General features: G+C 60.4%; 18 protein-coding genes and 2 pseudogenes. 10 read left to right on the top strand and 10 right to left on the bottom strand.

Translation table 11 applies throughout. The annotated features are described in order from the left end of the window. Nucleotides 1-178 precede the first annotated feature (178 nt). Nucleotides 179-1,366: a cyanate transporter gene (locus tag RHM58_RS16415; protein WP_322270761.1), complete on the bottom strand. Its 1,188-nt coding sequence runs from the start codon at nt 1,364-1,366 to the stop codon at nt 179-181. A gap of 695 nt (nt 1,367-2,061) precedes the next feature. Between RHM58_RS16415 and RHM58_RS16420 the strand changes: the two are divergent. The 6 genes and pseudogenes from RHM58_RS16420 to RHM58_RS16445 all read left to right on the top strand — a co-directional run bounded on the left by RHM58_RS16420 (nt 2,062) and on the right by RHM58_RS16445 (nt 8,600). After that, nucleotides 2,062-3,445, top strand: a pseudogene (locus tag RHM58_RS16420) (glutamine synthetase family protein). A 168-nt stretch (nt 3,446-3,613) separates the two neighbouring features. Further along, complete coding sequence (locus RHM58_RS16425; protein ID WP_201255753.1) at nt 3,614-5,263, top strand: phosphoethanolamine transferase; 1,650 nt, start codon at nt 3,614-3,616, stop codon at nt 5,261-5,263. A gap of 73 nt (nt 5,264-5,336) precedes the next feature. Further along, a complete protein-coding gene (locus tag RHM58_RS16430; protein ID WP_201255752.1) occupies nt 5,337-5,999 on the top strand; it encodes a class I SAM-dependent methyltransferase in 663 nt (220 codons plus the stop codon). A gap of 123 nt (nt 6,000-6,122) precedes the next feature. Next, the gene (rnd, locus tag RHM58_RS16435) at nt 6,123-7,256 is read left to right on the top strand and encodes a ribonuclease D (RefSeq protein WP_201201528.1); all 1,134 of its coding nucleotides are present in this window, start codon (nt 6,123-6,125) and stop codon (nt 7,254-7,256) included. Continuing rightward, the gene (locus RHM58_RS16440) at nt 7,253-7,546 is read left to right on the top strand and encodes a YcgL domain-containing protein (protein ID WP_007898694.1); all 294 of its coding nucleotides are present in this window, start codon (nt 7,253-7,255) and stop codon (nt 7,544-7,546) included. Before rnd ends, RHM58_RS16440 begins: the two co-directional genes overlap by 4 nt. A gap of 121 nt (nt 7,547-7,667) precedes the next feature. Then, nucleotides 7,668-8,600: a D-2-hydroxyacid dehydrogenase gene (locus RHM58_RS16445; RefSeq protein ID WP_322270762.1), complete on the top strand. Its 933-nt coding sequence runs from the start codon at nt 7,668-7,670 to the stop codon at nt 8,598-8,600. A gap of 90 nt (nt 8,601-8,690) precedes the next feature. Here RHM58_RS16445 and RHM58_RS16450 read toward each other — a convergent pair whose 3' ends face one another. Further along, nucleotides 8,691-9,284: a nitroreductase family protein gene (locus RHM58_RS16450; RefSeq protein ID WP_201201530.1), complete on the bottom strand. Its 594-nt coding sequence runs from the start codon at nt 9,282-9,284 to the stop codon at nt 8,691-8,693. Between the two features lie 279 nt (nt 9,285-9,563). Here RHM58_RS16450 and RHM58_RS16455 point away from each other — a divergent pair, with 279 nt between their 5' ends. Together RHM58_RS16455 and RHM58_RS16460 are read left to right on the top strand one after the other, a co-directional pair. Beyond that, on the top strand, nt 9,564-10,013 hold the full coding sequence (locus RHM58_RS16455) for a YcgN family cysteine cluster protein (RefSeq protein ID WP_201201531.1): 450 nt from the start codon (nt 9,564-9,566) through the stop codon (nt 10,011-10,013). A gap of 115 nt (nt 10,014-10,128) precedes the next feature. Then, nucleotides 10,129-11,358: a hypothetical protein gene (locus tag RHM58_RS16460; protein WP_322270763.1), complete on the top strand. Its 1,230-nt coding sequence runs from the start codon at nt 10,129-10,131 to the stop codon at nt 11,356-11,358. A gap of 117 nt (nt 11,359-11,475) precedes the next feature. Here RHM58_RS16460 and RHM58_RS16465 read toward each other — a convergent pair whose 3' ends face one another. From RHM58_RS16465 to RHM58_RS16485, 5 genes are all read right to left on the bottom strand, one after another. Next, nucleotides 11,476-11,853 (bottom strand): DUF2892 domain-containing protein, encoded by a 378-nt coding sequence (locus tag RHM58_RS16465; RefSeq protein WP_322270764.1) that lies wholly within the window; start codon nt 11,851-11,853, stop codon nt 11,476-11,478. A 77-nt stretch (nt 11,854-11,930) separates the two neighbouring features. Beyond that, entirely contained in the window at nt 11,931-12,401 is a 471-nt protein-coding gene (locus RHM58_RS16470) for an RNA methyltransferase (protein ID WP_201195200.1), read from the bottom strand. Between the two features lie 212 nt (nt 12,402-12,613). Beyond that, on the bottom strand, nt 12,614-14,026 hold the full coding sequence (locus RHM58_RS16475; protein ID WP_322270765.1) for an efflux transporter outer membrane subunit: 1,413 nt from the start codon (nt 14,024-14,026) through the stop codon (nt 12,614-12,616). Continuing rightward, on the bottom strand, nt 14,010-15,176 hold the full coding sequence (locus RHM58_RS16480; RefSeq protein ID WP_201255748.1) for an efflux RND transporter periplasmic adaptor subunit: 1,167 nt from the start codon (nt 15,174-15,176) through the stop codon (nt 14,010-14,012). Before RHM58_RS16480 ends, RHM58_RS16475 begins: the two co-directional genes overlap by 17 nt. Beyond that, nucleotides 15,166-18,399: an efflux RND transporter permease subunit gene (locus RHM58_RS16485; protein ID WP_322270855.1), complete on the bottom strand. Its 3,234-nt coding sequence runs from the start codon at nt 18,397-18,399 to the stop codon at nt 15,166-15,168. The genes RHM58_RS16480 and RHM58_RS16485 overlap by 11 nt, the downstream gene beginning before the upstream one ends. A 225-nt stretch (nt 18,400-18,624) precedes the next feature. Between RHM58_RS16485 and RHM58_RS16490 the strand changes: the two genes are divergently transcribed. After that, nucleotides 18,625-19,029 carry a hypothetical protein gene (locus tag RHM58_RS16490; protein WP_322270766.1) on the top strand — a complete coding sequence of 135 codons (405 nt, stop codon included), beginning with the start codon at nt 18,625-18,627 and terminating at the stop codon, nt 19,027-19,029. Between the two features lie 154 nt (nt 19,030-19,183). Then, nucleotides 19,184-19,594, top strand: coding sequence for a hypothetical protein (locus RHM58_RS16495; RefSeq protein WP_201255746.1), 411 nt, complete (start codon nt 19,184-19,186; stop codon nt 19,592-19,594). Between the two features lie 205 nt (nt 19,595-19,799). Here the strand turns inward: RHM58_RS16495 and RHM58_RS16500 are convergent, their stop codons facing one another. From RHM58_RS16500 to RHM58_RS16515, 3 genes and pseudogenes are all read right to left on the bottom strand, one after another. Further along, on the bottom strand, nt 19,800-20,483 hold the full coding sequence (locus RHM58_RS16500) for a response regulator transcription factor (protein ID WP_201255745.1): 684 nt from the start codon (nt 20,481-20,483) through the stop codon (nt 19,800-19,802). A gap of 373 nt (nt 20,484-20,856) precedes the next feature. Then, the gene (locus RHM58_RS16510) at nt 20,857-21,609 is read right to left on the bottom strand and encodes a hypothetical protein (protein WP_322270767.1); all 753 of its coding nucleotides are present in this window, start codon (nt 21,607-21,609) and stop codon (nt 20,857-20,859) included. A 333-nt stretch (nt 21,610-21,942) separates the two neighbouring features. Continuing rightward, nucleotides 21,943-22,308: pseudogene (locus tag RHM58_RS16515) on the bottom strand (YajD family HNH nuclease); the annotation flags it as partial. Nucleotides 22,309-22,324 lie beyond the last annotated feature (16 nt).

Genomic DNA, 22,324 nt, shown 5'->3' on the forward strand with positions numbered 1-22,324 from the left:
TCTGAATGCACGACGCCATGATCGGTAAGCCGGCCTGAAGGCTCTGGCAGTTTTTAAATACACGACCGCAAATACTTGCAGGCGATGTGGTGAAAGCGAGAGACGCTTTTGCGTGAAACGGTCCTTTCAAGGTCGGCTGATCAGCCACATAGGTGGGCCTTGAAAGAACCGTCGACGACTATTGGATATGCTGCGCGTAACGTTTCGGGTTGAAACGCAGCACCATCACGATCATCACCGCCATCACTGCCGTGAGTGACCACCAGGCCCATTCGAAGCTGCCCAACTGGTCGCGAATCATCCCGGCGATCAGCGGTGAAAGCCCGGCGATCAAGTAACCGATGCCTTGGACAAAAGCGGTCAGGCCACCGGCGCGGCGCGGGTTGTCGAGGTGATCAAGGGACACGATCAGGCTCATCGGGAACAGACCGCCAATGCCCAGGCCCAGCAAGCACGGCCAGAGCAGGCTGAAGCGTTCCGGGCTGAGGATCAGGCCGCAGAAACCGGCCATGATCAGCGCCAACAGCACCACCAGCACCAGACGTTTGTCCTGGCTGCGGTTGGCAATCGCGGGCGTGATCAACCCGGAGATCACTTCCATGGCCGTCAGAAACCCCAGCAGCAGACCTGCGTTCTGTTCGCTCCAGCCTTTTTCCACGTAATACGGCGCGAGCCAGGCCAATACGCAGGTGTAGGACTCCGTGCCCAAACCGAAGAAAATCGCCAGCAACCAGGCTCGTGAGTTACCGACGAAAGACTCTTGGCGACCCTGCGGTGCCGCCGGCAATTTCGGGATGGCCGAACGCTGGGCGAACCAGAAGCCCAGGGCCAGCAGTGCCAGCAACGCCCAGATCGCCAGGCCCATGCGCCAACTGCCGGTCTGCGCCAGGACGAAAGGCGAAAACGAGGCCGCAATGGCCGCGCCGCCCATGATCGAGGTGACGTACAAACCCATGAACAGCGAGACGTTGTCGCTGAAGCGCGACTTGATCAGTGCCGGCATCACCGCTTGGATAAGGGCAATCCCGACCCCGGCCAGCACCGCGCTGAGGATCAATTCAAGGGTGCTGTCGAGGTACAACCGCGAGACCGTGGCCACGCCGATGATCAACAACGACACGACGATGGTGCGGTGTTCGCCGAAGCGTTGGGCGACACGCATGCCGAGGAACATTGCCAGGCCCATCGCCATGACCGGCAGCATGGTCAGCAGCGACGCGGTACTGAAACTCAGCGGGATATCCCCGCGAATCGCCGACAGCAAGGGGCCGACAGCGGCCATGGACGGACGCAGGTTCAGTGCGACCAGAATGATGCTGGCTATTAACCAGAATGCGGGACGAGTAGTTGCGCGAACGTTTTCCATGAGCGGACCTTAAAGAGCTAGGACTCGATTAGGCGCGAGGGGTAGGGCAGCGGCAAACTAGAAAGTCTGGGGCGATATCTAGAAATTAAATAAACCGGTGTGCACCTGTAGGAGCAAGGCTTGCCCGCGATGGCGATTTCACGTTATGCGCAACCTGTGGCGAGGGGGCTTGCTTGTGGCGAGGGGGCTTGCCCCGTTGGGTTGCGAAGCAACCCCAAAAACTGTCGATGCATTTTTCCAATCAGGCAGCACCGTATCATTTACGACTGCTTCGCCGCCGAACGGGGGCAAGCCCCCTCGCCACAGGGATTGGTGGCGACCCTGCGAGTATGTTTAGCCAACCCACAACCAAACTTCTTCAAATCGCGATTTAACCCCCATCCACCCGTGTGACGCTGCGGCACATCTGTTTTCTGCGGTTTTCTCTATGGACGGTTGGCCAATCGCACTCCACCACCAGGCATCCAGCGGCGCTTGTGCGTCCAGCCTCGGTCGTCGGTTCCTGCCTGCCACCGCGCCAAACCTCTCAGCACTTCCGTCCGAACTGGCCTTCTGGGCGCTGTGGCATTGCCGTCATGCGCGCCCACCGGATTCCTGCGTTTCCCGTTGAATGTTCCTACAGGTCCCGGGCAATGCATCGGGATCAAATCGGCAGCGCCTGCGCGTTTGCCTGACACGGAAAAACGAGAATTCCCATGAGTAGTGCCATGACCGCCTTCGCCACGCAGCAAGAAGCCCTGACTTTTCTGGAACAGCACCCGGATATCGAGATGTTCGAGCTGTTCATCCTCGACAACAACGGCGTGCCACGCGGCAAGTTGCTGCATCGTGATGAACTGTTGGCGGTGTACGAAAGCGGCCGGCCACTGCCCAGCACCATTCTGGGCCTGACCATCAATGGCGATGACGTGGAAAACTCCGGGCTGGTGTGGGACGTCGGTGATATCGACTGCCGCGCCTATCCGGTCAGCGGCAGTTTGCAGCGCATGCCGTGGCGGCTGATTCCAACCGCGGCGGTGCAAGTCAGCATGCATCCCAAGGAAGGGCTACCGGCGACCATTGCCGACCCACGGCACTTGCTGGCAAAGGTTATCGAGGGCTTGCAGGCCGACGGCTATTACCCGGTGATGGCGGCGGAGCTGGAGTTTTATCTGCTGGATCAACAGCGCGATAGCAATGGTCGGCCGCAACCGGCGCGGGACGTTGATGGTGGGCGACCACGGGCCACCCAGGTTTATGGTTTACGCGAACTGGAGCAGATCGAACCGTTCTTGGCCGACCTCTACAGCGCCTGCAAACTCCAGGGCATTCCGGCGCGCACGGCGATTTCCGAATATGCGCCGGGCCAGGTCGAAATCACCCTCGAACATCGCACCGACGCCTTGCAGGCGATGGACGAAGCGGTGCGTTACAAACGGCTGGTCAAAGGTGTGGCCCACAAGCACGGGATGGCCGCTTGCTTCATGGCCAAACCCTTCGATGACCTGGCCGGCACCGGGATGCACATGCACGTCAGCCTGGCCGACAAGGACGGCAACAACCTGTTCGCCAGCGCAGCGCCCGACGGCACGCCGCTGCTCAGGCATGCAGTGGGCGGGATGCTCAGTACGTTGCTCGATTCGCTGCTGTTGTTCTGCCCGAACGCCAACTCCTATCGCCGTTTCCAGACCAACAGCTATGCGCCACTGGCCGCCACCTGGGGGGTGGACAACCGCACCGTGAGCCTGCGGGTGCCGGGCGGGCCGGCGTTCTCCCGGCATATCGAACACCGCATCTGCGGCGCCGACGCCAACCCTTACCTGGCAGCGGCCGCGATCCTGGCCGGTATTCACCGTGGCATTCGCGAGCAACTCGACCCCCGGTGCTCCGGTGGAAGGCAACGGTTATGCCCAGGCCACCGAACTGCTACCCACCGACTGGTTGACCACATTACGGGCGCTGGAAGGCTCGAGTTGGGCGCGGGATGCGTTCGGTACCGAGTTTTTGGGGGTGTACCTGGCGGTGAAACGCGCCGAGTATCGCCAATTTATGGGGGAGGTCGGGGAGCAGGACTGGCGCTGGTACCTGAATCAGGCCTGAGCATTTTGCAAATAATTTGAAAGATTTGCCCTAATACCTGAAGCCAACTATTCGTTGGCTTCTTTTTCACGAAAAATTGATGGTCGGCTGATTAAAGTTTGCGTTGTCGCGGAAAATGAAATTTTCACAATTACCGGCGACGCTTCTTTTCAGGAACAATCGACCTGCATGTTGAAATTAAAAGCCGTGCGCCCCGAGTGGGTGACACTGATTGCCAGTGCCTTTTTACTGGCCGGGTTCAATCTGGTCCTGTGGCAGCACCTCTTCGAAATCACCGCTTCCGACGCCAAAGGCATCGCCATGCGCGTGGCATTTGGCGTCATGGTGTTCGGCGCCTTCAACATCGTCCTGACCGTGCTGGCGTTCCGCCCCGTATTAAAACCGCTGCTGACGTTGGTCTTCATGGTCAGTGCCGGCGTGGCTTACTTTATGAGTCAATATGGCGTGCTAATCGATGCCGGCATGTTTCGTAACTTTGCCGAAACCAATGCCACGGAAGTTCGCGACTTACTGTCGATAAAGTTGTTTGTCTATATTGTCCTGCTCGGTGTTTTGCCTTCGTGGTTATTGTGGAAAACCCCGGTCAATTATCGCGCCTGGCACCGTGAGCTATTAAGTAAAGCCCTGGTGAGTGTCGTCTCTGTCGCGGTGATCGGTGGCGTGGCGCTGATGAATTATCAAGGCCTGTCGTCCCTGTTTCGCAATCACCATGAATTGCATTTGATGGTGGTGCCGAGCAACTACATCGGCGCCTCGGTCGGTTATCTGCGTGAGCAGGTGGTGTCCTCGCAACAACCCTTTGTCAAAATTGGCGAAGACGCCCGTAAAGACCAGGCCTGGCAGTCCCATGAGCGCAAATCCCTGACGGTGCTGGTGGTCGGCGAAAGTGCCCGGGCCGAGAACTTCGGCATCCTCGGCTACAACCGCGACACCACACCCAAACTGAGTAAAGAAACCGGGCTGATCGCTTTCACCGACGTGCATTCCTGCGGCACGGAAACTGCGGTATCGGTGCCTTGCATGTTCTCCAACATGGGCCGCAAGGATTACAACGCCAGCAAGGCAAAGAACGAAGAAGGTTTGCTGGACGTGCTCAAGCGGGCCGGTCTGGACGTGATCTGGCGCGACAATCAATCGGGCTGCAAAGGCACGTGCGATCGGGTCACCATCGAGGATGTCAGCAATCTGAAAGACCCGGTGTTGTGCTCCAGCAGCGAGTGCCGCGATGAAATTCTCCTGCAAGGTTTGCAGCACTTCATCGACACCCTCGACAAAGACACCGTGCTGGTCCTGCACCAGATGGGCAGCCACGGCCCGGAATACTTCAAGCGTTATCCCAAAGAATACGAACACTTCACACCCGTGTGTGAAAGCAATGCGCTGAACAATTGCAGCCGCGACAGTATCGTCAATGGTTACGACAACACCCTGGTGTATACCGACCACGTGCTGTCGACCCTGATCGATCTGTTGCGCAGCAACCAGGACAAAGTGGATACCGCGATGCTCTACCTGTCCGACCACGGAGAGTCCCTGGGCGAGTACAACCTGTTCCTCCATGGCACGCCTTACATGATGGCGCCGGAACAACAAAAGCATGTGGCAATGCTGGCGTGGTTTTCCGACAGTTATCAAAAGTCGTTCTCGGTAGACGCCCATTGCCTGCAACAAAGTCGCGACAAACCCTTGAGCCAGGACAACCTGTTCCATTCGATGCTCGGTCTGCTGGAAGTCGACAGCAAGGTCTACGACCCGAGTCTGGACATGTTCGCCGGCTGCCGGGGGCCTGTAGGCGACGGCGTGCTGGCTAAAAAGTGAGTGCTTCGACTTATTTTTCACGGGCCGACCGCTAATCTGCGGTCGGTAGATCTTCCAACAAGAGCCCCTACACATGTCTTCGCTGCCCCCATCCGCCATCGAGCTTGAGTTCGCCCGGCGCTACGACCAGGAACACGCTCGCGTCTGTTTGCAGCCGCAACCGCGTGGCATGGCGGGCCGCCTGGCGTTTCGGCGCGAAGAGCAGTTGGTGCGCAACGCGCTCAAGGCCGCCGGCGAGCCGGGTCTGATCCTCGACGTGGCCTGCGGGGCCGGGCGTTTCTGGCCGGTGCTGGCCGAACATGGGAATCGGGTGATCCTTGCATCAGACCCGTCCCAGGACATGCTTGATCATGCCCGTACCCATCACCCGAAGCCGTTGCTCAAGCGGATCAAGACCTTTCAGAGCTCGGCGTTCACCATTGGTTTGTCGGTGAACGCGGTGGATTGCATTATTTGCATGCAACTGTTTCAGCATCTTTCTCGTCCCGAGCACCGGTTGGCCATGCTCGGGGAGTTCCACCGCGTCAGTCGTGACACAGTGATTGTCGCGGTTCAGCTTGAAAGCCGCCTCCGGCGCCAGCCCGCTGCTGCCGAAGGCGTTCAAGCGCAAACGCTGGTGAACAAGGCCGAGGTCGAAGCCGAGTTCAGGCAAGCGGGTTTCAGCCTGCTCAGTCACCAGGACTTCTTTCCCGGTTGCTCGCGGATGCGGGTCTACGTGCTGCGTAAGACCGGTTAGTCTCCCTTCGTCAGACATTTCTTGCCTTCCGGCAGGCATTTTCGCTAAAGCTCTTGTTCAGTGCATGCGCGGAAATCGTCAGGGGCGATATATACTGCGCGCCATTCTTCAAGGGAGAGCCGTGTGGCCATCGATATTCACTGGATTCGCGACAACGATAGCCTCGGTCAGTTTTGCGCCGAGTGGCAGCAGTTGCCATTCGTTGCCCTCGACACCGAATTCATGCGGGTCGACACCTTTTATCCGATTGCCGGCCTGCTGCAGATCGGCGATGGCGTACGCGCTTACCTGATTGACCCGCTGACCATCGACAACTGGCAACCCTTGGCCGCGTTGCTGGAAAACCCGGCCGTGGTGAAAGTCGTTCACGCGTGCAGCGAAGACCTCGAAGTTCTGTTGCGCCTGACCGGCAGCCTGCCGGCGCCGCTGTTCGACACTCAATTGGCCGCCGCCTATCTGAACCTGGGTTTCTCCATGGGTTACTCGCGGCTGGTACAGGAAGTGCTCGGCATCGACCTGCCGAAGGGCGAGACCCGTTCCGACTGGCTGCAACGTCCGCTGTCCGACACCCAGATCAGCTACGCCGCCGAAGATGCCCTGCACCTGGCGGAAGTTTTCGTACGCCTGCAACCGAAGTTGTCTGAAGACAAATACAACTGGGTCTTGGAGGATGGCGCCGAACTGGTGGCTAACCTGCGCCGTGAGGTCGATCCGTACGAGGTTTACCGCGAAGCCAAGCTGGCCTGGAAGCTGTCCCGCGCCCAACTCGTGGTGTTGCGTGAACTCTGCGCCTGGCGTGAGCACGAAGCCCGCGCTCGCGATCTGCCGCGTAACCGCATCGTCCGTGAGCACTCTTTGTGGCCGCTGGCGCGGACTCAACCGGACAACCTCGGCGCGTTGGCGAAAATCGAAGACATGCACCCGCGTACCGTGCGTCAGGACGGCGAATTTCTGCTTGATCTGATCAAGCGCTCTGGCAGTGTGTCGCCAGATCAATGGCCGCCCGCCGTGCCGGAGCCATTGCCGGTAGACGCCGCCGTGCTGGTCAAGCAACTGCGCGCCATCGGCCAGGCCGAAGCCGAGCGCTTGAACATTGCACCAGAGTTGATGCTACGCAAGAAAACCCTGGAAGCCTTGCTCAAGAGCGGCTACCCCAACGGTCCTTACCAATTGCCTGATTCGCTGCGTGGCTGGCGCCGCGAATTGATGGGCCAGGCGCTGCTCGACAGCCTGGCCACCGCCGGAGAACAGCCTTGAAACGTATTTGCTCCATCTATCGAAGCCTGAAGAAAAACGAGATGTACCTCTACGTGCTCAAAAGCGATGCACTGGAGCGCGTCCCGGAATCGCTGATGGCGGCGTTCGGCAAGCCACATCACGCCTTCGACCTGGTGCTGACCCCCGAGCGCAAACTGTCGCGCGAGGACATCACCGTGGTCCTGGAAAACCTCGAAAAGCAGGGCTACCACCTGCAAATGCCACCGGCCGAGGACGAGTACATCGAACACTTGCCCGAAGAATTGCTGCGCCGCAACGACCCGATGTGATTGGCAGACAGGCTCTGTTCAGAGCCTGTGTGAAAAACTGGAATAATTTTGACGATGGCCGCGACCGATGGAGCGATACTCCGTCCGCGGCTGTCTGCCCTGTTTTTGAAAGGTTTGAACCATGCGCGTTCTGATTGCTGAACACGATCACCCTGTGTACGCCCAACTGTTGCGTCAGGCTGTGCCTGAGCTGGAAGTGCTGACCAGCGGCGACTCCGCCGAACTGGCACGTCAAGCGGCCGATTGTCCGATCTGGCTTGGCCAGCCGGACTTGCTGGCGACCCTGCTGCGTCAGGGCCACCAGCCACAATGGCTGCAATCGACCTGGGCCGGCATCACGCCGCTGCTGGCCGACGGCTTGCCACGCCACTATCGCCTGACCCGGGCGGTGGGGATTTTCGGCCAGGTCATGGCTGAATACGTCCTGACTTACATGCTTGGCCACGAACGCGAAGTGCTGGCGCGACTGGTCAGCCAGGTCGAGCGCAAGTGGGACAATCGCCTGGGCCAGAGCCTGGCAGGGCGCAAGGTGTTGATCGTCGGCACTGGCGACATCGGCCAGACCGTGGCGAAATTCCTCGTGCCGTTTGGCGTCGAGTTGTATGGCATCGCCAGCGAAGCCCGCGAGCAGGTACCGTTTGTTGAAGTCGGCGCGCTGAGCGACTTGCCGCGGCTGGTCGGCGAAGTGGATTACGTGATCAATCTGCTGCCCAACACGCCGAACACCCACGACCTGTACGACGCGGCGCTGTTCAAGCAATTCAAGCCGACCGGCGTGTTCATCAACGTCGGGCGCGGTGTGGCGGTGGTTGATGCGGACTTGGTCGAAGCCTTGAAAGAAGGGCATCTGGCGGGCGCGGTGATCGACGTCTGCCGTCAGGAACCGTTGCCGCAACGGCATCCGTTCTGGACCGCCTGGGGCCTGTTGCTGACCGGCCACAGCTCGGCACCGACCTCGCCATCGATGATGGTCACCCTGTTCGTCGAAAACCTGCGGGCGTATGAGGCGGGCGAAGCATTGCGCGGCGAAGTGGACTTCAATCGCGGGTATTGAGGCGCGACCAAAAAGATCGCAGCCTTCGGCAGCTCCTACAGGGTTATGTGTACACCTGTAGGAGCTGCCGGCGGCTGCGATCTTTTGCTTTTAGAGGGTGAAGTCACCTTCAGCAGCGAGCTCGCTCAACGGACGACGCGGGCTCGGTTCTTCGCGCGATTGCAGGTAATCCGCCAGCGTCGCTTTATCTCCCAGCTTGCCCACGGCCACTGCTGCGTGCAGGGCGTAGCCCTCGGGGATGTTCAGTTCTTTGCGGGTCAGGTCCTGGTCGAAACCGGCCATGCCGTGGGTGTGCCAGCCGCTGATGCTCGCTTGCAGCGCCAGGTGGCCCCAGGCCGAACCGGTGTCGAAGGTGTGCCACAGCGCCGGGGTTTCTTCGGTGGCACCGGGCGCCGTGAAGGTGGTTTTCGAGATCACGATCACCAGCGCCGAGGCGTGTTGCGCCCAGCCGCGGTTGAACTCGTTCAGCAGGCCCAGGAAACGCTCCCAGTTCGGCGTGTCGCGGCGCGCGTAGAGAAACCGCCAAGGCTGCGAGTTGTAGGCCGACGGCGCCCAGCGCGCGGCTTCGAAGAAGCTCAGCAGGGTTTCTTCCGGGATGCTTTCGCCGGTAAAGGCCCGTGGCGACCAACGATTGGTGAACTGTGGGTGAATGGCATGATCGGCAACGCGTGGATTGGCACTCATTCAGAGATTCCTTACTACGTTTGGACAGGGAGTCAAATAAAAACCAGCGGCCGCAGTTGAGCTGAGGGATAAGGTTTTCTTGAGCCGTGGCAGTTCACCGGAATGCAACGCGGTTGCGCGTTAATGGCCTTCAGGTTTGGCTCGTTGCGACTGGCAAAGCTACTCGGCGGCGCAAAAACTGACAAGTGAAGTTCTACCGACAGTCGCCAGCGCTTGGCCCGCGAGGCCTTGGGCACTAGACTGGCGGCCTTTTCACCACCTGATGTTGATGCTCGAGCCATGGCCGCCAAAGTCGAACCGTTCTGGATACGCAAAACCCTCGATCAACTCGATCCAGAGGAATGGGAATCGCTGTGCGACGGCTGTGGTCTGTGCTGCCTGCAAAAGCTCGAGGATGAAGACGACAACAGCGTCTACTACACGCGCATCGCCTGCAAACTGCTGGACCTGAAAACCTGTCAGTGCACTGACTACCCGAACCGTCGGGACTTCGTGCCGGATTGCATTCAGCTCACGCCGGGCAAGGCTGAGGAGTTCCAGTGGCTGCCGCCGACCTGCGGTTATCGACTGGTCAGCGAAGGCAAGGACCTGCCGCTGTGGCATCACCTGGTGTGCGGCGACCGCGATGCGGTGCACCACGAACGTATTTCCCAGTCCGGGCGCATGCTCGCCGAAGGCAGCGTGGCCGAAGACGATTGGGAAGACCATCTGATTTTCCGCGCCGGCTGAATGCCGACTGCTTTTGTGGCGAGGGAGCTTGTCGGATCGCCGCACCGTCCCGCTTGAGTGCGCAGCACTCACAATGTCGTCAATGATTACTAGAACTTTGCCACAAGGAGTGTGTATGGCTGTGGGATTGCGGCTGGCGTTGGCCGTTGGGGCGTTGGCCCTGAGTTCGTCGGTGTGGGCGGCGAAAAAGGTCGATCTGGATTACCACGTGCGTCTGTTGCCGCAAAGCGAGCAGGCCGAAGTGCGCCTGACCCTGGCGCAGGGCTCGGCGGTGCGCAGCCTGGACTTTGATCTGGGCGACGGCAGCGACTACAGCGATTTCAAGGCCGATGGCCAATGGCAGCTCACGCCGGGCAAAGCGGCCCGTGGTGTCTGGCGCCCGGCCGCCGACAAGGCCAGCCTGACCTACCGCGTGCGCATCAGCCATGGACGCAAGAACGGCAGTTTTGACACGCGCATGACGCCAAACTGGGCGTTGTTGCGTGGCGACGATCTGGTGCCGGCGGCCAAGCTCGATCAACAGGACGGCACCGAGCTGGTGTCGCGCCTTGAGTTCGAATTACCCACCGGTTGGAAAAGCGTCGAAACCGCCTGGCCGCGCATCGGCAAGAATAAATTCCGGGTCAACAATGCTTCCCGACTGTTCGACCGGCCGACGGGCTGGATGCTCGCCGGCCACCTCGGCAGCCGCCGCACGCGGCTGGGCGAAACCGAGGTCACCGTCGCCTCGCCGCTGGGGCAGGGCATGCATCGCATGGATGTGCTGACACTGCTGACCTTTGTCTGGCCGCAAGCACAAGCGGTGTTCCCGCGTCACCCGAGCAAGTTGCTGATCGTCGGCGCCAGTGACCCGATGTGGCGTGGCAGTCTGGCGGCGCGGGAGTCGATCTACCTCAACAGCCGAATGCCGCTGGTCAGCGAAAGCGGCAGCAGTGCGCTGGTGCGGGAGATGGTCCAAGTGTTCGGGCGAATCAATGACCGTGAGCGCAACGACTGGATCCGTGAAGGGTTTGCCGAGTTCTACGCCATCGAACTGGTGCGCCGTGCCGGCGGCATGAGTGATGAACGGTACGAGAGCTTGCAGAAAAAGTTGGCCAAGGACAGCCAGCAGGTCACGACCTTGCGCGGTGAGAAGCTCAGCCCGGCGCAGGTGTCAAAAACAGTGATTTTGCTGGGGGAACTGGATCGCGAGATTCGCCTGAAGACCCGCAACAAACGCTCGCTCGATGATGTGTTGCGTGGGGCGATGCATCTGGGGAGTGTTGATACCAAGGAATTTGTTCAGCTTGCCGAGAGCGTCATTGGTGAGTCTTCCAAGGTGCTCGATACGGAGTTGCTTCAGTAACACCGCCATCGCGAGCAGGCTCGCTTCCACATTAGACCGCGGCCGTCTGGACAACGCGGTCAACTGTGGGAGCGAGCTTGCTCGCGATGAGGCCATAAGCCTCACCGCAATATCGGATCAGCCCCCGGCTTTGGGCGAATTCAAAGAATCATTGCCGGTCACGGTCGCGGTGTTGGTCGCCGCCTCGGCATTCGCCTTCAACTGGCTCAACTCTTCCCCCGCCCGCTGAATCTTCGCCCGCACGTTGTTCATGTCCTGACGGCTTTTTTCCAGCAGGCTTTTCACCGAGCTGTGCCCGGTGATGCCACGGGCCAACGCCACGCCGCCAATCGCCACTTGAATCAAACCGAACACGCCGCCGCGACGCAGGCCCTTGCCGACCATTACCACGCCGCCGGCCAGGGAGCCGATGCGTTCCCAGCCCTCGACGTTCTGGTCAGGGGACGTCTGGAATGGCGTGGATTGAATGCGCTCTACGCGTTTGAGTTCGCTCATGATCTGTCTCCAGGCAGTAATGGATAGTTAAGCTGACTGCCGGGGCGGGCAGCTTGTTCCATCAGATGTGCGGTGAATCAGCGGAATTTCGGACCGGAGCGAGTGTTCAGGCCCTTGGCCATGCGGTCGTAGAGCACGACGTTGACCGTGGCCGCGAGGTTCATGCAACCGGTGGTCGGGATGTAGATCACGTCTTCACACCAGTCACGGATGTCTTGATCCAGTGAACCGTCTTCCGGACCGAAAATGTAGAGGGCACGGTCCGGGTGGGTGTATTCCGGCAGCGAACGAGCGCCTTCCACCAGTTCCACGGCAACTGGTGTGCAGCCCAGCGGCAGGATCTTTTTCAGGTCATCGATGCCGATCAGCGGAATGTCGTAGTGCACACGCTTGGTGTCGGTGACGAAGTCGGCGGCGCGTTCATAGCGCTTGCCGGTGTAGAACACTGACGCCGCGCCATAACAGCCAGCGGCGCGCATCACCGAACCGACGTTCTCCGGTGACTTGGGGTTATACAAACCAATGCAGCTGTACCGTTTATCTGCCACGAGCGGGGTGCCTTCGGGGAAAAAGCGCGATTATACGGGGATTGGACGGGAGCGGTCAGTTTCGGGATTGGCGGTGCCTGGGCAACCGCCATCGCGAGCAAGCTCGCTCCCACATGGGTTCAGCGTCAGGCGCAATTTTTGTGAACGACTCAAGTCCCCTGTCGGAGCGAGCTTGCTCGCGATGGGGCCCACGCAGACAACCTCAATGTCAGTCAGCTACCGCTATTCCAACCCCCACCCAACGCCACAACCAACCCGACACTCGCCTGCAACTGCCGTGTCTGCAACGTCTGCAACCGCCGCTGGGCCTGAAGCGCCGAGGTTTGTGCGGTCACTACATCCAGATAATTCACCGCCCCGGCTTCATAGCTGTTTATTGCCAGGGCCTGAGTTTGTTGCGCCGCATTGACGGCCGCCTGTTCATCCTCCGCCTCCCGTTGCAGATCGCGCAGTTGCGCAAGGTTGTCTTCGACTTCACGCACCGCCCGCAGCACCTGGCTGCGGTAATGGGCGGCGGCTTCTTCGAATTCGGCCTTGGCCTGGCGTTCGTTGGCGTCGAGGCGACCGCCGTCGAAGATCGGCAGATTGACCAACGGTCCCAGCGCCCAATAGCGATTACCGGCGGCCAACAGATTGCCGCTGCCGGCGGTTTGCCCGCCGAGCAGGCCGGTCAGGCTGAAGTCCGGGTACCACGCGGCGCGGGCGACGCCGATGTTGGCGTTGGCGGCAAATACCCGGCGTTCGGCGGCCGAGATGTCCGGGCGGCGTTGCAGCAGGGTGCTGGGCAATGCGCCGGGGACCGACGGTAACCCCAGCGCCTGGTTGCTCGCACTCAGTTGGAAAACACTGGCCGGTTGGCCCACCAGTTCCCCAATCGCATGTTCGGCCAGATCCCGCTGCGCCCGCACATCGTCCAGTTGCGCCCGTGCCTCGGCCAGTTGGCTTTGCGCGCGGGTCAGGTCCAGTTCCGAGGCGATGGCGCCTTCATAGCGGTCGCGGGTCAGTTGCAGTGCCTGGGTGTAATCATCCAGAGAACTGGCGAGAATCGTCTGCTGGGCATCCAGGCCGTTAAGCTGGATGTACAGCGTTGCCAGTTGCTGTTGCAGGCTCAACCGGGCCGCTGCCAAATCGTCCGCAGAGGCTTGGGCCTGGGCATCTCCTGCGGCCACCTGATTACGAATCTTGCCCCACAGATCAGGGTCGAAGTTCAGCGCAAAACCGGCGGTATTGCTGTTGTACACCGAAGGCTGATTGCTGCCGCGCAACGGCTTGTCTTCCGACTGACGCTGGCGCAACGGCTGCGCGCTGGCGGTGATTTGCGGGAATAGCCCGGCATGCAATTGACCGGCATAAGCCTGCGCCGCATCAAAGTGCGCGAGGGCCGCCGCCAGGTCCGGGTTGGCCTTGAGCAATTGCTGTTGCAGGTCGTTCAGGCGGGAGTCCTGATACAGCGTCCACCATTGCGTCGACAGCTGCTGCGCCGGGTCCGCCAAATGCCAGGGCCCATCGCTGGTCTGCTCGCGATACTGCGCAGGCAAGTCGATGGCTGGCGCCTTGTACACCGGCGCCATGGAACACCCTTGCAGGGCCAGCGCCATCACCAGCAGCTCAAGCCTTGGGCGCATGGGCACCTCCGGCGTCGGCCAGTTGCACGGCATCGCCTTCGCGCAGGGCATCCGGTGGGTTGTCGACCACACGGTCCGCAGGCTTCAAACCCTGATCGATGACCAGACGCTCGCCCAGATCCAGCCCGATATGAATATCGCGCAAGTGCACGTGGTTATCCGGGTCAAGCACTGCCACCTGAGTGCCCTGAGCGCGGAAGATCAGCGAGCTGGCGGGAATGCTCACGCCATGTGTATCGGCCGGAATCTGCAACGTCGCCTCCGCATAGTCGCCGGGCAACAAGGCACCGTCCGGGTTATCGGCGACAAACTGCGCAAGCAAGGTCCCTGAGCGTCGGTCGACGGCCGTAGAGTCACCAATCAGCCGGGCTGTGAAATGCTGTCCAGGGTGCTCCGGCACGATCAGTTCGGCCTGCATGCCGGGGCGAATCACGCTGGCGTAATTCTGCGGCACCGGTACGTACAGGCGCAGCTGATGAGTGTCGGCGATGTCGAACAGTTCGGGATCGCTGTCGCTGTCAGCCTTGATCAACTGGCCGATGTCGGTGTTGCGCGCGGTGATGGTCCCGGCGAACGGCGCGCGAATGGTCTTGTAGTCTTCCAGCGCCGAGAGCCGCGCGTAATCGGCGGCCGCCGCTTGGGCGTTAGCCTTGGCAGCGGCGGCGTTGGACAGTTTTTCATCGGCTTCCTGGCGCGACACCGAATGCGTCGCCAACAGGTTCTGCCAACGGGTCGCGGTGGTCTCGGCGAGGCGTGCGTTGGCCTGTTCCTGAATCAACCGGGCGTGGGTTTGCGCGACTTGTTGATCAAGGTCCGGACTGTCGATTTCCCCGAGAATTTGCCCGGCCTTCACTTGAGTGCCAATGTCGGTTTTCCAGTCCTTGAGGTAGCCGCTGACCCGCGCATGGATCGGCGCCTTGCTCCACGCCTCCAGGTGCGCCGGCAAGCGCAGGCTGTCGCCGTGCACGTTCTGTTGCGGCTGGAACACACTGACCAATGGCATGGCGGCGGTTTCAGTCCAGGCCGCCACGGCTTTTTCATGGCGAGTACGGGCGGCCAGACCGTTGGCCACCAGCAACGCGGCCAGGGTCAGGCCGCCGACCCCCACCCACATCAGGCGTTTGCGCGACGGTTTTTGATCAGGCGACATGAGAGCTTTCTCCATCAAGTTTTTCTTCCGCTAGAGCGCGAGATTGGCGTCCGTGGACCAGGCTGAACACCACCGGGACGAACAGCAGAGTGGCGGTGGTGGCGAGGATCAGGCCGCCGATCACAGCACGGCCCAACGGCGCGTTCTGTTCTTCGGACAAGGCCAGCGGCAACATGCCGATGATCATCGCCAGGGCGGTCATGCACACCGGGCGGAAACGTGTGTAGCCGCCTTCGAGCGCAGCCTTCAGGGCATCGCCGTGTTCCGCCAGGCGTTCACGGCAGAAACTCACCACCAGAATCGAGTTGGCCGTGGCCACGCCCATGCAGAGGATGGCCCCGGTCAGGGCCGGCACCGACAGTGAGGTGCCACTGAGAAACAGCATCCAGACAATCCCGGCAAGCGCGGCGGGCAGGGCGGTGATGATTACGAACGGATCGACCCAGGACTGGAAGTTGACCACGATCAGCAAGTAGATCAGCACCACCGCACCGAGCAGGCCGAAGCTCAAACCGCTGAAGGCTTCGTGCAACGCGTCGATCTGCCCGTGCAGGCTGATCACCGCGCCTTTGGGCCGCATCGAGGCGGTGTCATCGAGGACTTTTTGAATGTCCTTGGCCACGCCGCCGAGGTCGCGACCCTGCACGTTGGCGTACAAATCCAGGGTCGGCATGATGTTGTAGTGGCTGACCACCGCCGGGCTCTGGACTCGGGAAATACTCGCCAGACCACCAAGGATCTGCGATTGCCCGTCGCTACCGGTGACCGGCAAAGCTTCCAGCGACGGCAGGCTGTCGAGGCGATATTGCGGCGTGGCCGCGACCACGCCGTAAGACACGCCGTTGGCCGGGTTGAGCCAGAAGGTCGGTGCGGTTTGCGAACTACCGGCCAGGGACGCGACCATACTGTTAGTCACGTCACGCTCGGTGATGCCCAGGCCATTGGCCCGTAGACGATCGACGTTGACCTGCAGCGACGGATAACCGGTGGACTGCTGGATTCGCAGGTCGGCAATCCCGGCCACGTGTTGCAGGCGTCGTTCCAGCTCGACGGCGTAGGCGCGGTTTTCATCGCCATTGGGCCCGGAAATTTTCACGTCCAGCGGTGCCGGTGCGCCGAAGTTGAGGATCTGGCTGCTGATGTCCGCTGGAAGAAAGGCAAAGTGGCTGCCAGGAAAACTTTCCGGCAAGGCTTCGCGCAAGCGTTTCACGTAATCGGCGGTGGGGCTGTGGTCGGCTTTGAGGCTGACTTGAATGTCACCGTCCTGCGGGCCGATGGTGCCGCTGTTGCTGTACGCCATGTCGATGCCGCTCAGCGGGATGCCGATGTTGTCGACGATGGTGTCCAGTTGTTCGGCCGGAATGATCTCGCGAATTCGTGCTTCGATACGGTCGAACGCCGCCGCGCTTTCCTCGATCCGCGTGCCGAGCGGCAAGCGCACATGCAGCGACAATGCGCCGGCGTCGGTGGCCGGGAAAAAGTCCTGGCCGAGGCTCGGCAGCAGTGCAAACGACGCCAGCACACAGGCAAGGAAGCCCAGCAGGAAGCGCTTGCGGTATTCCAGCGCCAGCTCCAGCAGGCCGAAGTAGCGGTCCCGCAGGTTGGAGAAATGCCGTTCGAAACCCTGCTGGAAATTCAGCACCCGTTGCAGCAACGGATGGTGCGGTTTGCGTTGCTGCTCGCCCTCGTGATGGTTGATGAATTCATCTTCCGGGTGATGCCCCGGACCTTGCTCGGGCACGTGGGGTTTGAGCAGAAACATCGCCAGGGTCGGCACCAGTGTCCGCGACAGGATGAAGGAGCTGGCCATGGCGAAGATCACCGCCAGCGCCATCGGCCGGAACAGGTAACCGGCGATACCCTGCAACAGGAACATCGGCACGAACACGATGCAGATGCACAGCAGTGAGACGAAGGCCGGGCCGACGATCTGTTTCGCGCCGTCAAGGATCGCGGTGTTCACCGCTTTGCCTTGCTCCAGGTGCCAGTTGATGTTCTCGATGGTCACCGTCGCATCGTCCACCAGAATCCCCACCGCCAACGCCAGCCCGCCGAGGGTCATGACGTTCAGGGTCTGGCCGCTGGCGGCGAGCAGGGCGATGGCCGACAACACGGCCAACGGAATCGAGGCGGCGATGATCAGGGTCGAACGCCAGCTGCCGAGGAACAGCAGGATCATCGCGCTGGTCAGCAACGCGGCGATGATGCCTTCCTTGGCCACACTGCCGACCGACTGTTTGACGAACACCGAAGCGTCGCCCAGCAGCGAAGTCTTCAGCGACGGCGGCAAGGTTTCATTGATGCGCGGCAGCATCTGGCGAATGCCGTCGATGATCGACAGCGTGGAGATATTGCCGTTCTTCAACGCCGGCATCAGCACCGCGCGGCGACCGTCGACCCGCACGATATTGGTCTGCGGCGGCGAGCCGTCACGCACGTGGGCGACCTGGCCGATAGTGATCAACGCGCCGTCGACGGTTTTGATCGGCAGGTCGTTGAGCTCGTCGATGGCTTTCGGGCTGTTGTTCAACAGCACCGTGTATTCGTTGGGTCCGAGTTTGGCGGTACCCACTGGAATGATCTGGTTTTGCGCCGCCAACGCATTGCCCACGTCTTGGGCCGACAGGCCTTTGGCAGCCAGCGCTTGCGGGTCGAGGTCGAGGGTGATCTGGCGCTGCTTGCCGCCCATTGGCGTCGGGATCGCCAGGCCCGGTACCGAGGTCAACGGCAGGCGGATGTTGTTCTGCACCAGGTCGCGGATCTTCGCTTCCGACAGCGTCGGGCTGGAAAACGCCATCTGCAGAATCGGCACGGTCGAGGCGCTGTAGTTGAGGATCAGCGGCGGGGTGATGCCAGGCGGCATCTGTTTCAGCACAGTCTGCGACACCGCCGTGACCTGGGCGTTGGCGGTACGAATGTCGACGCCCGGCTGGAAGAAAATCTTGACGATGCCCATGCCCGGAAGCGATTGCGACTCGATGTGTTCGATGTCGTTGACCGTGGTGCTCAGCGAACGCTCATAGGTGTAGATCACCCGCCCGGCCATGTCTTGCGGCGCGAGGCCGTTGTACTGCCAAACCACTGCGATCACTGGAATGCCGATGTCGGGAAACACATCGGTGGGTGTGCGCAGGGCCGCCATGGGCCCAATGATGCAGATGAAAATTGCCAGCACGATAAACGTGTAGGGCTTGAGCAGTGCAGTCTTTACCAGCCCGAGCATGCCGTAAACCTCCGAGGTCTTGAATTGCAATTCTCGGCAGTCTTGCGCTTGCTACTTAAAGATTTGCCTTCCGCGGGATGAAGAAATTTTTAACGATTACCTGAAAATCCTTTCATGCGGATTCATTTGTCCGAACCGCTCTGGCTCGCCACTCTTCACCTCAAGCCGAGAGCCCACCGTCACACCTGACGGCGGCATCGGCGTCCACTTGCGAGGTGTTTTTTAATGACGCTTAAACCCCTGTTACTGATCCCGACCCTGAGCCTGGTATGCCTGTTGTCGGCGTGCGCCGGGCCGATGCCCAAGGCTGACCCGAGCGAAGCCTGGATCGGCATGGACCAACCGGCGAGCGCCGATTTGCTGGCGGAGCGCATCGATGGGAAGGAGGTCCATGACGCTCGTTATTTCGAGGTCAAGCCGGGCGCTCATCGTCTGGACATGACCCTGCTTAGCGGCGCGGATGGCAACTCGACAGACCTCAATTGCATGGGCCGCCTCGACTACAGCGAGTTCAAGGCCGGTGAGCACTATCAGATCAATGCCTCGAGCGAGGGGTTGAAGGCGGCCGTCAGCCTGGTGGATTCCCACGGCAATCAGGTCGCGCAGAGCCACAGCTTCAAGTGCTCGTAAGACCGCACATAACCTGTGGGAGCGAGCTTGCTCGCAATGGCGGCGGGTCAGTCAATGTTGATTTTGAATGTAATGACCCTATCGCGAGAAAGCTCGCTCCCACATGGATTTGTGGGGCTTCAAGGTTGTTTTTTTAGGTAGGAAGGTCATTGCAATGACACTTAAACATCTGCTGTTGATTCCGGGCTTGAGCGTGGTCTGTCTGTTGTCTGCGTGTGCCGGCCCGATGCCCAAAGCCGATCCGGGCATGGCCTGGATCGGGCTGCAGGAAGAAGCGCCCAATGACCTGCTGGCCGAACGGGTGGATGGCAAACGTATCGATGACGGGCGATTCTTTGAAGTAAGCCCTGGCGCTCATGACTTGGCGGTGACGTTGTTCGAGATCCCGAGTGGCGATTCGAATCAGCAGGATTGCGAAGGCAAGGTCCATTACACCCAGTTCAAGGCCGGCGAACACTACCAACTGGTGGAATCGAGCCTGGGCCAGGAAGTCAGCGCTCGGCTTGAGGATTCCCACGGCAAGCAAGTGGCGCAGACTGGCGACTTCCAGTGCATGCCGGGTTAAGTATCCACTGCTTGCTGGGTTAAATACCTGTGGCGAGGGAGCTTGCTGTGGCGAGGGAGCTTGCTGTGGCGAGGGAGCTTGCTGTGGCGAGGGAGCTTGCTCCCGCTGGACTGCGCAGCAGGCCCCTTCTTTCTGAGGAATAAGAGGGGGCGCTTCGCACCCCAACGGGGGCAAGCCCCCTCGCCACAGGGGACCGCGCCAGTCTTTAGAGCGGTTCAGCAATCACATACCCCGAGCCGCGCATGGTGCGGATCAACGGTGTCATGCCGGACGGGTCGACTTTTTTGCGCAGCCGGCCGATGTGTACATCGATGAGGTTGGTGCCGGGGTCGAAGTGATAACCCCAGACCTCTTCGAAGATCATCATCCGCGACAGAATCTGCCCCGGATTGCGCATCATGAATTCCAGCAGTTTGTACTCGGTGGGCAGCAAGTTCAGCGGCTGATCGGCACGCGTGGCCTGGTGGCTGATCAGGTCGAGTTCCAGATCGGCGACGTGCAGGGTGGTTTCGGTGGCCCGGACCGGACTTTTGCGCCGCAGCAGCACCTCGACGCGCGCCGCCATCTCGTCGGTGGCGAACGGCTTGGCCAGGTAATCATCGCCACCGGCACGCAGGCCACGCACGCGTTCATCGACGTCGGAGAGGGCGCTGATCATCAGGATCGGCGTCGCCACCCCAATGGCGCGCAGCGTGGTGACAATGGCCAGGCCATCGAGCTCGGGGAGCATGCGGTCGAGGGTGATCAAGTCGTAATTGCCACTGACCGCGCTCACCAGCCCTTCGCGGCCGTTGCTCACCCAGTCCACTTCAAAACCGTGGCTTTGCAACTCGGCGACGATTTCCGTAGCCGTCACGGCATCGTCTTCGATGGTCAAAATACGGGGCATGTCGGTTTCCTGATGGAAATGGCGGATGCCCGATTTTGCCAACAAACGACGCTCGACTTGCTGATGAAAGTTTCATGTGCGTTACAAACGAAATGCGCTAAGGGTCTAGCGCTATTCATGGACTGCACAATCCCCGGTGGGAGCGGGCTTGCTCGCGAAAGCAATCGGTCAGCCGACATTGATGTTGGCTGATACACCGCTTTCGCGAGCAAGCCCGCTCCCACATGGGTTCTGCATTCTCAGGTCGAGATTGACGGCGCTTACTGCGTCGAAGGCAACATCGCTTTGATCTTGGCCATCATGGCGGCAGGCGCATCGGTGATCTTCGCGCTTTCCGGGTTTTTACTCCCGGTGCCACTGGTGTCTACGCCCGCTAGGATTTCCGCAAGATTGTTGAAGTGCCCGTCTTTTTCTTGTCCGTGCTGGCGGAATTGCCCTTGTCGTATTTATTCAACGCATCCTGCAAGGTCTGGTGCTGGGACAACCATTCAGGCTTGGCCTTTTCCTCCGGGGTCATTTTGTCGAGGAAATTCAGCGCAGCCTTGGCGCGACCCACCGGATCATTGGCAAACGGGTCTTTCCAGTTTTTCTTTTGATCCTCGGGGCCGCTGTAGTGACCCGACGCCAACCGGGCCTGTTGTTGCATCAACGCTTTGGCCGCGACTTGCTCATCGTTCGAGAACTTGCCGCCTTCATTGGTGGCCACGGCGTTCAGCGAGCGTCGATCCAGATCGCCCATCAACGCATTCTTGTCTTCAACGCTGCCGCTGTAAGGCTTTTCGCCGGCCTTCATCTGCACGTATTTTTCATCCATGCGCTTACGGGCGTCGGCGGCCACGTCCGGGAATGTCTTGTCCTTGGAACTGGACACCGCACCGGGTTGGGTGACGCCCAGCACCAGAGCGTCAGCGTTCATGCCCTTGCGTACCGGAAAAAACGGCGCGTTGTTGGTAATCGAACCGCTGTAGTCGGTGGATTTTTTCGAGAGGCTGACCGCGTCACCTGTCTTGGCGTTTTTGGCCGCCTGCTCGGTGTCATTGGCACTGGCTTTCGCCTTGGATTCGGCAGCAGCGCTATAAGCCACCATCGCAGGACTGTTGAAGGTTGAGGTTGAGGTGACGTTCATCGGCTATCCCTGCCCAGGGTTGGCGCAGTTTTCGACGCGATGTGAGGGATCATCATCGTTTACTGCCTTGAATGTATTTATGCTGATACATGGCAAGAACAGTGCCAGCAGTGGCTGGCGGCAGCAGTAGGGCTGGTTTGTATCGGTTTGGACATGTTTATGGCGCGGCAAAAAGCGGGTTGCCTTGCCGGAAGCGGCAGATTTTTGCCGCCATGCACAAAACAAATGTGGGAGCGGGCTTGCTCGCGAAAGCGGTGGGTCAGTCAATATTAATGTCGACTGACACTCCCTCTTCGCGAGCAAGCCCGCTCCCACAGGGAAGACTTCAGTCTTCTTCTTTTTCATCAGCCCGGCCAACGCCGCGAACGGGTTGTGCGTAGCCTTGGCGACTTTCGGCGTGCTGAGGGAGCCTTCGCTGAAGTACTGCTGGTCGGTGTAACGGGAGTGTTCGTTGTCGTGGCAATACAGGCACAACAGTTCCCAGTTCGAGCCGTCCTGCGGGTTGTTGTCGTGGTTGTGGTCGCGGTGGTGCACGGTCAGTTCGCTGAGGCGCTTGCCGGCGAACTCACGGGCGCAGCGGCCGCACACGTGCGGGTACATCTTCAGGGCCTTGTCGCGGTAACCCATTTCCTTGTCGCGCTGGTTGTCGGCGAGGATACGGTCCAGCTTCGAGGTGTTGGTCGGGGTGGACGAACTCATGGGTTCACCTTTGTAA

It is taken from the genome of Pseudomonas sp. 10S4 (assembly GCF_034344865.1).
In the GTDB taxonomy this organism is placed as follows: domain Bacteria; phylum Pseudomonadota; class Gammaproteobacteria; order Pseudomonadales; family Pseudomonadaceae; genus Aquipseudomonas.

Bases quoted from the DNA above. Each gene is read 5' to 3' on its own strand.
- RHM58_RS16495 (WP_201255746.1), top strand. From the start codon at position 19,184: ATGACACTTAAACATCTGCTGTTGATTCCGGGCTTGAGCGTGGTCTGT.
- RHM58_RS16460 (WP_322270763.1), top strand. From the start codon at position 10,129: ATGGCTGTGGGATTGCGGCTGGCGTTGGCCGTTGGGGCGTTGGCCCTG.
- RHM58_RS16510 (WP_322270767.1), bottom strand. From the start codon at position 21,609: ATGAACGTCACCTCAACCTCAACCTTCAACAGTCCTGCGATGGTGGCT.
- RHM58_RS16490 (WP_322270766.1), top strand. From the start codon at position 18,625: ATGACGCTTAAACCCCTGTTACTGATCCCGACCCTGAGCCTGGTATGC.
- RHM58_RS16475 (WP_322270765.1), bottom strand. From the start codon at position 14,026: ATGCGCCCAAGGCTTGAGCTGCTGGTGATGGCGCTGGCCCTGCAAGGG.
- RHM58_RS16480 (WP_201255748.1), bottom strand. From the start codon at position 15,176: ATGTCGCCTGATCAAAAACCGTCGCGCAAACGCCTGATGTGGGTGGGG.
- RHM58_RS16425 (WP_201255753.1), top strand. From the start codon at position 3,614: ATGTTGAAATTAAAAGCCGTGCGCCCCGAGTGGGTGACACTGATTGCC.
- RHM58_RS16450 (WP_201201530.1), bottom strand. From the start codon at position 9,284: ATGAGTGCCAATCCACGCGTTGCCGATCATGCCATTCACCCACAGTTC.
- RHM58_RS16465 (WP_322270764.1), bottom strand. From the start codon at position 11,853: ATGAGCGAACTCAAACGCGTAGAGCGCATTCAATCCACGCCATTCCAG.
- RHM58_RS16455 (WP_201201531.1), top strand. From the start codon at position 9,564: ATGGCCGCCAAAGTCGAACCGTTCTGGATACGCAAAACCCTCGATCAA.
- RHM58_RS16445 (WP_322270762.1), top strand. From the start codon at position 7,668: ATGCGCGTTCTGATTGCTGAACACGATCACCCTGTGTACGCCCAACTG.
- RHM58_RS16415 (WP_322270761.1), bottom strand. From the start codon at position 1,366: ATGGAAAACGTTCGCGCAACTACTCGTCCCGCATTCTGGTTAATAGCC.
- RHM58_RS16500 (WP_201255745.1), bottom strand. From the start codon at position 20,483: ATGCCCCGTATTTTGACCATCGAAGACGATGCCGTGACGGCTACGGAA.
- RHM58_RS16485 (WP_322270855.1), bottom strand. From the start codon at position 18,399: ATGCTCGGGCTGGTAAAGACTGCACTGCTCAAGCCCTACACGTTTATC.
- RHM58_RS16430 (WP_201255752.1), top strand. From the start codon at position 5,337: ATGTCTTCGCTGCCCCCATCCGCCATCGAGCTTGAGTTCGCCCGGCGC.